This is a genomic window from Streptomyces sp. NPDC111507, assembly GCF_055638955.1.
This window is the reverse complement of sequence record NZ_JBVKBU010000003.1, coordinates 448,307-460,505: the sequence shown is the minus strand read 5'-3', so window position 1 is coordinate 460,505 and position 12,199 is coordinate 448,307. Positions and strand designations below refer to the sequence as shown.

Annotated in this window: 7 protein-coding genes; 3 read left to right on the top strand and 4 right to left on the bottom strand. The window is 70.2% G+C overall.

Annotated features, from left to right (window positions below; translation table 11 throughout):
• Positions 1-179 precede the first annotated feature (179 nt).
• Together ACZ7M2_RS14715 and ACZ7M2_RS14710 are read left to right on the top strand one after the other, a co-directional pair.
• Positions 180-5,489: an NACHT domain-containing protein gene (locus ACZ7M2_RS14715; protein ID WP_471595542.1), complete on the top strand. Its 5,310-nt coding sequence runs from the start codon at positions 180-182 to the stop codon at positions 5,487-5,489.
• A 658-nt stretch (positions 5,490-6,147) separates the two neighbouring features.
• The gene (locus ACZ7M2_RS14710; RefSeq protein ID WP_471595541.1) at positions 6,148-6,375 is read left to right on the top strand and encodes a hypothetical protein; all 228 of its coding nucleotides are present in this window, start codon (positions 6,148-6,150) and stop codon (positions 6,373-6,375) included.
• Positions 6,376-6,657: 282 nt separating this feature from the next.
• Here ACZ7M2_RS14710 and ACZ7M2_RS14705 read toward each other — a convergent pair whose 3' ends face one another.
• Positions 6,658-7,017: a muconolactone Delta-isomerase family protein gene (locus ACZ7M2_RS14705; RefSeq protein ID WP_471595540.1), complete on the bottom strand. Its 360-nt coding sequence runs from the start codon at positions 7,015-7,017 to the stop codon at positions 6,658-6,660.
• 31 nt (positions 7,018-7,048) lie between these two features.
• On the opposite strand from ACZ7M2_RS14705, the gene ACZ7M2_RS14700 reads away from it, so the two are divergent.
• Complete coding sequence (locus ACZ7M2_RS14700) at positions 7,049-7,255, top strand: hypothetical protein (RefSeq protein ID WP_471595539.1); 207 nt, start codon at positions 7,049-7,051, stop codon at positions 7,253-7,255.
• 47 nt (positions 7,256-7,302) lie between these two features.
• On the opposite strand, the gene ACZ7M2_RS14695 is transcribed toward ACZ7M2_RS14700, so the two are convergent.
• The 3 genes from ACZ7M2_RS14695 to ACZ7M2_RS14685 all read right to left on the bottom strand — a co-directional run bounded on the left by ACZ7M2_RS14695 (position 7,303) and on the right by ACZ7M2_RS14685 (position 12,062).
• On the bottom strand, positions 7,303-8,955 hold the full coding sequence (locus ACZ7M2_RS14695) for a hypothetical protein (protein WP_471595538.1): 1,653 nt from the start codon (positions 8,953-8,955) through the stop codon (positions 7,303-7,305).
• 117 nt (positions 8,956-9,072) lie between these two features.
• Positions 9,073-9,603 (bottom strand): hypothetical protein, encoded by a 531-nt coding sequence (locus ACZ7M2_RS14690; RefSeq protein WP_471595537.1) that lies wholly within the window; start codon positions 9,601-9,603, stop codon positions 9,073-9,075.
• Positions 9,600-12,062, bottom strand: a complete 2,463-nt coding sequence (locus ACZ7M2_RS14685; protein WP_471595536.1) for a hypothetical protein — start codon at positions 12,060-12,062, stop codon at positions 9,600-9,602. Before ACZ7M2_RS14685 ends, ACZ7M2_RS14690 begins: the two co-directional genes overlap by 4 nt.
• Between the last annotated feature and the right edge of the window lie 137 nt (positions 12,063-12,199).

Below are 12,199 nucleotides of genomic sequence, written 5' to 3'. Positions count from 1 at the left end.
CCGGAGGGTGACCGCTGTGGCTCCCGGCGATCCGCAGCGCTCGCGCGCCGGGTGGTCGCAGTGGATACCTTCGCCCGCGCGGACGCCGACCCGGTGCTGGTCGAGCGGTGCGTGCGTGACAGATGGCGGCCCGAAGCTTCTCAGCGAACGTGAGGCAGCGCCGTGCGAGGATACACATCGTGGCGAGACGCGGTGGTGTGGTGGTGCGGCCGTCGGGGGAGGTGCCGACAAGCCTGCGTGTTCCCCCTTCGGGCAGGGTTGCGCCGCCGATTGCCACCAAGGCCGACTATCTGCCTCTGGATCAACTGCCCTGGCCGGATGCGGAGCGGCTCTTTCTGCGGCTGGCCGAGCGGGACGGGCGGGCTGAGCACGCCGAGTTGTACGGCACGGCGGGGCAGAGTCAGGAAGGCATCGACCTGTTCGTCCGCAACACCCGCGATCCGGCTGCGTCCGCCGGCACCGATCCCGGCCGCCGCTACACCACCTTGCAGTCAAAGCGCGTGGCGACGCTGTCACCGGCGCACATCATCACAGCGGTCGACAAGTTCTTCGCAGGTTCCTGGGCCAGCCGCTCGGAAGTCTTCATCTACGCCACCACCCATGACCTGCGCCCCACTGCGTTGGCTGAGGAACTCGAGCGCCAGGCGGACAGGCTGCACAAGGCGGGGATCCGGCTTGAGCGCTGGGGACGCGAGTCGGTGAGCGAGCGGCTGCGGCACCTGCCCGAGATCGTCGACGACTTCTTCGGCCGCTCCTGGGTAGCCGAGTACTGCGGTCCCGAGGACGCACAGGCTCTGGCGAACCGGCTGCCGGGCCCGGACGTGGAGGCATTGCGCGCGGGCCTGCGCGGCCTGTACCGGGCGTCCTTCGCTCTTCAGGACACAGGGGCGGTCCTGCTGGCTCCGCCCGTGTCCACACACCCGCCCAAGCCGCTTGAATTCGTGCTGCTGGACATCACCGACAGCGGTGGTGAGTTCCTCGGCGGCCAGCCGGGCACTGCGGGTGAGCAGGCCCTGGCGGACGAGCGCCAAGACAGGCATGGGTTGCCCAGCGCGACCGGCCCAGGTGCGGCAGGAACGGCGGAGATAGAACAGGCCGTCGGCGTGCACGCCCGCTGGTCCTACCGTGACGCCGTTCCCGCCGTGGACCGCCTGCTGGCGCGCGGTCGGGCAGAGGACGAACTGGGCGGCCTGGAGGTGACCCGCAGCGCATGCGACGAGTGGCTGGCCGACGGTGATCTTTCCGTCGTGGTCGGCGGGCCGGGGGCGGGAAAGTCGAGTCTGCTGCGCTTCGTGGTGTCCGACCTTCTGGACGACGGGCCCCGTTCGGCAGCGCTGGCCGCGAAGTTCGGCTCGCATCTGCCGGTGTGGTTGCCGTTCTCGTTTCTGTGCGAATACCTCAAGGGGGATGCCGAGCGGTCAGTGGAGTCTGCTGTTCGGGCCTGGCTCACCCGCTACTCTGCGCAACACCTGCACCACCTGGTGGCGCGGGCCCTGGCCGATGACCGACTGCTGCTCGTCGTCGACGGTCTGGACGAGTGGACCGACGAGGGCAGCGCCCGCCCGGCCCTGACACTCCTGGAGAACTTCGTCCGCAGCCGCAACGTCGCCGCCATCGTCTCCAGCCGCCCCTACGCTCTACGTCGTCTGATGCCTCTGGCGGGATGGCGGGTGGGATACCTGGCCCCGCTGTCTGCGGCACAGCAGCAGAGCATGACACGGGCCGCGTTCGCCAGGGCTGTGACCGCCGAGCCGGCCACAGCCGCAGGCGAACCGAAGGCAGATCAAGTTGCGCAGCGTCTCACGGGTGAGACCGCCGACCGCTTTCTGGACGAAGTTAAGGCCGTGGCCGACCTCAAGGCGCTGGCCGCCGTTCCGCTGTTCCTGCTGATGCTGGCCGGGATGTGGTCCAGCGGCCCGCTGCCCACGCGCCGTATGGAGGCCTACCGGCGGCTGGTTGACGTACTGCTGGAGCAGCATCCGGCCATCCGGCGCCGCGATGTGCGCCGTCCCGTCGGCGGACTGGATGCCCGGGACATCCGCCAAGTGCTTGCCGCTGTCGCCTACGAGCTGCGACAGGCCGACACAGGACCTGCCGCCGGCATCCGGGTGTGGCGCGCCGGCGTGGTCCGGGCACTCAGCGATGACGATCTGTTCGGCTACGACAGCGCCGATGCCCGCCGCCTGGCCCCGCAGATCATGGAGGTAGCCGAAGGCGATCTCGGCATCCTGCAAGCTCAGGGAGCCGGCACCCTGGGCTTTGCCCACCGGGCTGTCGCCGAGCAACTGTGCGCCGAGCACCTGATGACCCTGCCCCTCGCTGACCAGCAGGCCGTCGTCCGATCCAGAGCGGGGGGCCGTTCCTGGCGGGACGTGCTGCTTGCCTTGCTGGCCGGACAGGACCGCCCGAGCGACGCCGCCGAGCTCCTGCAGACGGCCCTGGACGCAGGTCCGAAAGACTCGGCTGCCGAGCTGGGCGGTCACGAGCTGGCCGCGGAGGCCCTGGCCACCGGCGTGCGCATGCCCCACCGGGAGGTCACCCGCTTCGCCCTGCTGCTGTGCGCCCGCGTCGAGCACCACCCTTGGATGCCTCATCGGGAACGACTGCTCGCCGCCCTCACCGGTGCCCTGGCCGAGACCACTGCCCGCCGGGTCCTGCTGCCGTGGTTCGCCCGCAAGACCATCGCCACCACTGACGAGCCGAACGCCTACTGGTCACTGCGCCGCACAGACATCGCCGTACCGGACGTTGAGACGATCCTCCTGAAGGCGCTGCGCGACCCCTCCGACGTCATTAAGCACGCCTCGGCTCACGCCCTCGCCCAGCGCATGACAGGCACCGACGAAGTGGCACAGGCCTTGGCAGTCCTGACCCGCGAAGGAAGCGACGCCACCATCCAGGCCGCCGCGCTCGAAGCACTGGTCACCGGCTGGCCCGGCGATAGCCGGACGACGGAACTGATCTCCTGGGGCATGCGCCAGGGCGCCATCGGCATCCGGGCCGTCGCGCTGCGTGCCCACCGCGTCCTGCCACGCGAGACCTCCCAGGGCACAGAACCCTACGACGAGAACGACCGCCAGTGGCTGCTCAGCCTGCTTGAGCGCGACCCGGTGGGGGATACCCCGGACCGGGTTACCGCGGAGACGGTCAGTGACGCAGCCGCGGGCGACGAGTCCGTGCGAGACCTCTGCCTTGCCATCCTCTCGGGTACTCCCGGCCGGCCCGGCACCCCGGGATGGAGGGAGCTCGCCTGGCGGGTGCTGCTCACCGCGTTCCCGCACGATGCGACGGTCCTCCAGTGGGCGGCACGCACGATCGCCTCCACCGATTACCTGGCCTACTCCCTGGCCCTCGCGCCGGCCGCCTGGGCGGATGTGCCTGCCATCCGTGATGCCGCTCAGACCCGCATCCTGCACGAATCCTTCCACCCGGTAAACAACAACACCTTCCACCTGACCAGGCTCGCCCGCACCGACCTGGTCCGTGACCGACTGATCAGTGCGCTCGACGCGTCTTACGGGACAGCCGCAACCGCCCGGGCCTTGCAAGAGCACTACAGCGATGACGCCCTTGCCCGGGAAGCCCTGCTGCGCAAAATCAGTGGCCCTGCCGAGGATGCTCTCTACTTCGTCGAAGTCGTGGCCCACATCCTGGGGCCCGTAGAAGGCATCGAACGCCTGCTCCAGCTGATCCAGCAGCGTCCCCGACTCAACGGCGTCCAGCATGCCATCTCCGCTCTCGCCAGCCTCTGGATCGACTGCAAGAACGCCGTACGTGGCGAACCCTCTCATGCCCTGTCCGCTCAGGCCGAACAAGCTCTGGAACACCACGACGCACAGGCACTTGCCCGAGCGTGCCTTGACGCGGTGCCGATAGAGGACTTCGGGACCGCACGCGGCTGGATCATCGGAGCATGGCCTGAAGTCCCCGAGGTCCTGAACTACGCCCGCCAGTGCCTCAGCGGCGCCGAGCCCGAGGTCGGCCCGGTTCTCATCGGCTATGGCCCGCTCAACGGCCCACAGGCCGTGCAGATCGTCGCCGAAGCCACGGCGCTGCTCAACCCGCTCCCTCCCGTTCTGCGCGCGCTGATCGCCCAGCAGCTAACACGGCGCGGCATCGACACCGACACTGTGACCGAGCTGCTCAAGGAATGGCGCCACGACACCTCTAGCTCAGTCCGCCGGGCCGCAGCGACCACATGGGCCGGGACCCTCGCCGCCACCCCCGTCACTTCGTCCGACAGTGACAGTGCGACACCGGAAGCCACCCCAGCACACCCCGGCTGGCAGCAGGCACGGGAGAGGCTGCGTGCCGAATGCCGCCAGGAACTGCTCTCCTACGACCTGAACACGGGCGACGACCGCCGACGTACTGCCTGGGTAATCATGCTCCTGCTCGGCGACGTCGCCCTCCTGGACGGCGTCGTCGAGCGCAACAATGGCCGGCCCGCTTCCGTCGAATTCGACGACCATCTATCCGACCCCGACCCGCAGCTCGTCGAGCTGGTCGCAACCCACTGGACGGCGCTGCAACAACAGTGCGGAAACCGGCTGCCCGAACGCCTGGTCGGACGGCTCAGCCGTAATCCTCCGGAACTTGCCGAGGTATGGGCCACGCTGGCGACCGTTGCTGCCCGCCACTCCGAACTCGACGGTGCACTGAGCGATGCCGTGCGCGCCGACCCCGAACTCTTGCGCGACACGAAGGTGTTCGCCTGGTACGCCGACACCAACCCGGACGATCCAGACTTGCTCAGCCAAGCAGTCCAGGCCGCCCAGGCCAACAACGACCCCGAGCCCGTGCTCCACGTTGCGGACAGATTTCACCCGCTCCACGATCCTAAGCGTGAACTGCTGGAACTCCTGATTCACCCCCCGGGTAGAACACCGGCAGCACAACTGATCACTGACGACGACATCGACATGGCCGTCACCGGCTGGCGTCGCATCGCCCTGGCCCGCCTCTTCCCGGACGACCCGCACACGCACAGCCTCTACCGTTCCCTGCAAAAACACCTCGCCGGCACCTACCGCATCGACTGGACATGGCCCGAAGCCATCGCTGTGACGATCAACATCGCCCCGGTCGTCCACCTACCCGACCTCATCCTGCGCATAGCCGAACGGCTCCACCGCCGCGACGCCGACTTCGCTGCGCCCGCGCTCCTCGAGGCAACGGTCCACCGCATCCGCCGTGACCCCCATGCTGAACAGGCCGTGATCGACGCCATCATCAGCCCCGACACCATGGACACCAGCGCCGCCCCGTGGCACCTCCACGGCCGCACCTACACCGCTGTGCCCAGCAATCCAGATCACCAGCAGATCCTCATGGCCAGCATTCTGGCCACCGCCACCGGACTGCCCATCGACGTTGCAGCGGCCCTGGCACCGCTCGCGGACAGCGACAGCGTCCTGCACGACAACCCCCTCATGACACCAAGGCCGATCAGGCTTGCCGTCCTCGATCTCCTCGACACCGTTCGCTGAGCTCCGAACGTCGTTGCCCGCTTGGCCTGCCCCGCCCCGCGCACAGAGGCCGGTTCCAGTGTGCGCTTCTGACGTTGCGACATGAACTCAAGCCCCGCTCGCCGCCTGCGGAATCGCGACCGTACACGCGGCACAGGCGTCGGCGAGCTGCCAGGTCCGGCCCTGGTCCGCCCGGATCAGCACCAGTTGCTCTGAGCCTCGCTCTCGCCCGGGCCTGGAGCCAGGAGCTTCGCGGGGCCGCCGCGGAGCAGGAGGGCGAGCGGCTCCGCGGCATTGTGTCCACCGCTCTCCGCTACCTCCGCGAAGCAGGAGAGGGCCGCAGGGCGGGCCGGATCGAGCGCGGCCTGAACGGGAGGTAGCTCGAGTCGGTCGGAGTGTCAGTGGTCGCCGCCATACTCAGAAGATGTGCAACTGACTTTCAGGCGCATGTCCAGGAGTCCTCGACCGAGTAGGAACGAATTGACACACGAGAGCGAAGCGGTGCCCGACCGCGACCCGTACCTTCTGGCGCAGATGCGAGAGGCCCGCCGAAGGCGAAGAAGGCGTACAACCGAATCGTTCGGCCGGCACACCGCGATCAAGGGCGTGTCCGACCTCGACATGATCTTCATCCTCCCGCCTTCCTCCCCGAGGCGCTCCGGCTCGGCGAAGGCGAGGCATGACGATGAAGACCTCAGAGATCTTCGAAACGCTGCTCGAGAACCTCAAGGTCGGGGAGACGGCCACGACGGTCGCATCGTCCTGGGCGCGTCGGCGTACGCGTCGCGGCGGGTTGGAAGGTCACCAAGCCGCGCGAGGAGATCGCCGCGTAAGAGGTCGCGAGGCTCGGCAGCACTGCGTTGCCGAGCAGGCCGACCACCGCGGCAAGGAAGGTGCCCGGTCGTGAGACGTCCGGCCGACTCATGGCCAAGACCGCGGCAATGCTCGACGACGCACTGGTCGACGCGGATCTCCGTGTTCTTGTACCGCGCCTTTAGGTCGTCGCGGACCCTCTCGAGAATCCTCCGCGGGCCTACCCCGTCGCACAGACGACAGCCCAAACACTCCCTGGGCATACGCCAGGTGGTGCCCGGGGGTGAAGAGTTCCTCGTGGAACTCCGCCCCCGCGAAGGCCATCTCGGCGTTGAGCAGGGACTCGGACATGGCGGCGCGAGAGAGGGCTTTCTCGTCACACTGCGGACGCCTGCTCGACGGGGTCGCTCGGGTGTGGATCCAGGTGAGTGACCGGCATCATGAGCCACGGAGCCATAGGGAGACCCTTGAGCGCCCGGTCGGTGGCCTGCCACACCCCGAGGGCAGGGAGCTCGTCCGGGCGGAGCCAGAGACGGCGCAGCAGGCCCGCCGACGCAGCGTTGCCGGCAGCCACTTCCTCCTGCTGCCACTTGTCTGCGAGCTGATCCGGAGCCAGGCCACTGGTGTCGCCCAGGACGAACTCGACGAAGTACTCGCGCCAGCCGTCGCGGCGCGGTGTTGACTGCAGCGGCGACGCTCGCCAGGATCGCGAGGCCGGGGACTCGCCGCAGCTCACGTTCTGGCTGCGGAATCATGCCGCGCATGCGATGGCGTACGACATCCGGTACGAGTTCCTCGACACCAGCGGCAAGGTCGTCGGTTCGGCGGAGGGCGTCTTCGCGGTGGCCGCGCACCAACTCCTCGGCGACGAGGGCCTCTACGGCGACACCGGCCGCTGCGGGCCGACGTTCCGCCTCGCCTACATCAACGCCTACGACAGCACGAGCGACGGTGCCGACCGGCCCCATTTCTGACGACACGCGGCCCCGGGGATCCCGCCGGGCGTGGTCACGACGTATGCCTACCGCGGTCGTTCGGCTCCCAGGTGACGCACGGCCGGGAAGCGCTCGGCCAGGCGCATCACCACCGCGGCGCGCCCGTGCTCGGCGAGTTCGCGCCGCGCCGCGCCCATGTTGAGGATCTTGTCCACGGTGTAGGTCTCGGTGCAGGGGCCCAGATCGATCTGATGGTCGCCGAGAGCGAAGATCATGGACTCGTATCCGGCGGTGAGGCGGAACGTCCCCTCGCGGATGCCGGCCAGAAGGTCGAGGCCCTCGGTGCTGATCACCTCCACGGACACGCAGTCGCCCCGCAGGACGGTCTCCTCCCCGTCGAGCAGCTCGTGGACCGCTTTGACCTCGCGCACGTCTTGCTGGGTGAAGTCGTCGGGGACGGGGAAGAACTGGCCGGTCCTGCTCTGCAGCCGGGCCAGGTCGTCGTACGCGTCGGCCCAGAACCGGTCCTCGCCCGCCTCCCAGCCGGGCGGGGTCATGCCGGTGGTGATCGGGGCGCGGATCTGGCCGCTGTCTGCGGCGAAGACGAGCGCCATGAAGCGGCCGGGGTGGCTCTCGGCGAGCAGCCGCAGCACCGGCACCACGGCTGTCGGCAGCGCCACCTCGGGCGGTTCGAAGGAGAACGTCAGCCGGCCGGAGCGATCGCGCCGGTCGACGCGCGCCCGTACCCGCATCAGGCCGGTCATGTCGCGGCCGTGCAGGGTCCCGCCGTCCGTGCCCAGGACGCGGTGGGTGAAGGTGACGGGCAGGGAGGTGACGGGGAGGCCGGAGGGCTCTTGGACGACGACCTGCCCGCGCAGCGGCGGTGTCACCTCCTGGCGGGGCGAGGTGATGCGCACACTGCCGAGCGTGAGCTGTTCCAGTCCGAGACCCGCGGGCCCGGTCAGACGCGTCTCGGCGAGGTTGTCCGCCGTCAGCTCCACCTCGCCGCCGAAGCGCATGGTCTCCTCGAACCGGTGCTGCCGCTCGGCCTCCTGCGCGTCGCCGGCCGCGAAGCGGACCCGGCCGGTGAAGCGGATCGCCGCCTGTCCGTTGGGAGCGGGTCCCCGGGGTGTCAGGTGCACGATGGTCCGCCCGTCCGCGCCCAGCTCGGTGTGTAGGGCGTAGTGCGGGGAGATCTCCTGGGCCCGCGCGTGCAGCGCGCCCGCCCGCTGAAGGTAGTCGGGCAGCCCGCCCAGCAGCGTTTCCCGCTCGGCGCGGGCCTCGATGATCCGCTCCAGGATGTAGTCGCTGGACTCCTGCAGCGCGTAGCGCACCAGATCCGGATGGGCCGCGAACTTCTCGTCCAGCCAGCTGCGCCCGCGCCAGTTTCGTACGAACGGGAATTTCTCGCGCAGTCCCTCGAACCACCGCAGCTCGGCGGGGTTGTGGTCGATCGGCACGAGCAGGTCCCAGTGGTCGGGCTGGTGGCGGGCCGCCGACACCAGCGAGCGCACCACCTGCCGCCGCTGTACTTGGGTCATGCGGCCGGTGAACGACTTCGCCTCGTAGACGACGTGTTCACCGTCCTCGGTGTCCTCGAACAGGTCCCGGCCGCCGTCCCCGCCGCTGCCGTCGACCGCCCGCGCTCTCTCATGCAGCCGCAGCACCAGCAGGGTTACCAGAGCTTCGGATACCTTCGGGCTCTCGGCCGCCAGCCTGTCCCACGGAACTTTCACCACTCACCCACCCTACGAACGCCCACTGACACCACGAACCGCATCCGCTGTGGCGGACCTCCTGCCTGTTGCCCGTTCGGGTCCCGGCGGACAATCCGCCGGGACCCGAACGAGGACCGGTCAGGCCGGTGCCGCGGGCCGGTCGTCGGAGCCGTCCATGCTCGGGCGGGGACGGCCGATACGGGCTGCCGGGTGCGAGGTGACCTGGGCGAGCCACCGCGCCTCGGTGACCACGGGCCACGTCCGCGGGCCCATCCGGCCGCGCAGCCCGATCAGGTCGGCGGCCCGGCCCTCGGCGGCCTCGATCGCCTTCGCCGGGCTGAACGGGTCGGCCTCCACGACGAACACCCCCGCGTAGACCCGCTCGCGCTCGGGATGACGGAAGTGATCCTCCAGCCTGGCGCCGATGCCGCTGCCGCGGTGCGCCTTGCCCAGCCACCGCAGCCGCCCCTGCGCGTCGACCGCCAGGTACAGCCCGGCCAGCACATCGCCGAGCGCCGCGAGGCTCTCGGCCCGGTGCGGGAGGAGGAGGCTGCGCGAGGCGGGCCAGTCGCCGCGCGCCAGCGGGCCCAGTGCCGTCCACGCGTGGCGCAGCACCCGTGCGTCGACTACCGGCCCGGCGACCGGCTCCGGGCAGCAGTCCACGCTCACAGCGACATCACCGCCAGGGTGGCCTTGTCGAGCAGCGGGGCGATCTTCGCCGCCTCCGCCTTGATCTTGTTGAAGTCCTCCACGTACAGCTTCTGCACCTGCGCCGGCTCCTCCTCTGCGCCGGCCTCCCCACGGGCACGCACGGCGTCCTCCAGGGTGACCAGGAGCCGAGCGATTTGCTCGGCCAGGGCGGCGGCGCCCACCGTGCTGCTGTCCACCACGGCCGACACTTCCATGCGCAGACGGGTCAGCCGCATGAGCGGGTCCTCGGGAAGCTCCTCGGCGAGTTCCACGGTGTCCTGGCCGCTGTTCTCGCTGGTGTCCCCGTCCTCGGCACCGATGGTGTCCGCGGGCGGCTGCGGCCGCTTGGACCTGGGAAACGAGGTCAGGGGGAAGAGTGCGTCGAACCACTCCTTGTCGGCGAGGAGTCCCTCGCAGGGATCGCCGTGTGCGTCGGGCGCCCAGAAGGTACCCGGTGCCAGACCGTCGCCAGCCGGGGAGTCGGGGGCGCGCAGCACCGACTCGGCGAACGCGAGCAGCAGCGCACGCGTGACGCCCTCGGGCTGGCTGGTGTACGCCTCCACGAGCGACTGGACCGCGTTGGACGGCGCGCGCCGCACACCCTTGCGCTCCGCGCTGGCGAGCGAGCCCTGGTTGGGCGTGATGAACGGCTCGGCACCGCTGATCATGCCGGGCACCAGGTGCCGCCGCACCAGGGCCTCCCAGGCCACGGGGTCCCCCTGACGGCAGGCGGTCAGCAGCGAGGCGAGGCTGCGCGCGTCGGTGCGTACCCCAAACTGCACCTCGGCCCTGCCGAACAGGCCCTCGGCGGCGGCGGGGGGGCCGGGGCGAAGGAAGTGCTGGGCGGCCACGGCCGCCCAGATCTCCGTGCGCCGCTTGACCTTGTCCCCGTTCCTCTGCGCCCAGGAGGCCTCCTGCAGGGTGGCACGCACCACCGGCCAGTACCGGCCAGTGGGCATGTGTGCCCGGGCCGGCAGGCCCTCGGGGCGCGGCGGGACCGGCGGGAACACCAGGACGGTGGCGCAGCGGATCGCCACGTCCCGCAGGGTCATGGGGCTCACCTCGTCGCCCGGCGGCAGCAGCACACCGAGTTCGTCGAGAGCCCGGGCCCCGACCAGCGCGTCGGCGATCGCTTCCTCGTCCAGCTCTTCGGCCGCGATGCGGCCGTGGGCGACCTCCTGGGCCAGCAGTTCACCCAGCAGCTCCTTGGCCCGGTAGGCCTTTACCAGGGTCGACCACAGCCCCAGGGAGCGGTCCATGTCCTCGTAGTCCAGCTGGCCGCGCAGGTGCTCGTGGACGTTCAGCTGGCGCAGCGACTCCTCCAGGCGCTCCGGCTTCTTGGCGCCGACCACGATCCGGGCCGGCACCTGCGCGATCCGCGCCGCCCGCTGCGCACGCCCTTCAAGATCTTGGTCGGGATCGGCGTACTCGGCGTTGAGCAGGGAGCTGATCCGGCGCAGGATCTCGCCCAGACCCCGTACAACCATCCGCCGGTTGTCCTCTTCCTCGGGCAGCCGCAGCAGGGACTGCGGCACCCCGGTCAGCAGGTGCTGGGGCGTGACGCCGAAGGTCTCCAGACGGGCATCGGTCCGGTTGGCGCCGGTGGCCTGCTGGCCCCGCCAGATGTGCCGGCACGCCCCGTCCTGGTCGATCACCGGGGTGCGCTGCAGCACGACCACCGTGGAATCCCGCTGGCCCTCCTGTACCAGGGACTCCGCCAGGTCGTAGGGGCGCCGCCGCGCCCGCTGCCGCAGTGCCTCCACGGCGTAGCGCTGCACCTCGGCGGCCACCTCCGCACGGACGGCCTCCGTCGTGAGCGCGGCGAGCGGGGTCCCGTCCTCGGTGACGGCCCGCACCACCGGCAGCGGGCGCCGCTTGCCCAGCGCCTGCTCGCACGCCTCCAGTTCCCGCCTTGCGCGGGCCAATTCTTCCTCGGCGGCCTCGACCGCGGCCGCCGCCGCGTCGTTCTCCGTCGCCGCCGCGGTCGGGGCCACGGCCCGCAGCGCCGACCGCGCCCGCTCCAGTGTGGCGGTCCGCACGGCCACCGACCGCTGCTGGTCGACGAGTTCCTCCAGCCGCTGCTGGTTCTCGGCGGAGGGGTGCAGCCAGGCGCTGCGAGTGCGGTCGTTGTTGACCCAGGGCAGCGTCGCCGCCCCGTGCAGCTTCGCCTTTAGCACCAGCAGCGCCCCGTCGGTGTCGCGCTGCTCGATGTGGTAGGCGGTGGCGCGCAGGAAGCGGCTCTCACGCCGGCGTTCGGTGATGTGTTTGGCCTCGCCCTCGCCGAGCGCCGGCGCGAGAGCGTCGAGCACGGCCTGCTGGGGCACGGGCGCGAAGCCCTCGATCCCGCAGGTGTTGACGACCGCCTCGTAGAGGTTCAGAGCCCAGGTCGGGTGGGTGGGATACGGAAAGGGCCCCTCGGGGGCCTTACGGGCAGACATGAGAAACAGACGGTCCTAACTCCGGGAGCCCTCATGGCTCCGGGCGCGACCCAGCGCATCCGGCGATGCCGGATACGGCACGCACCCGGACCGCAGGCACTCCTTCCACGGAGCACCGGCGAGGGACGCCGTCACCA

Bases quoted from the DNA above. Each gene is read 5' to 3' on its own strand.
- ACZ7M2_RS14685 (WP_471595536.1), bottom strand. From the start codon at position 12,062: ATGTCTGCCCGTAAGGCCCCCGAGGGGCCCTTTCCGTATCCCACCCAC.
- ACZ7M2_RS14710 (WP_471595541.1), top strand. From the start codon at position 6,148: ATGACGATGAAGACCTCAGAGATCTTCGAAACGCTGCTCGAGAACCTC.
- ACZ7M2_RS14700 (WP_471595539.1), top strand. From the start codon at position 7,049: ATGGCGTACGACATCCGGTACGAGTTCCTCGACACCAGCGGCAAGGTC.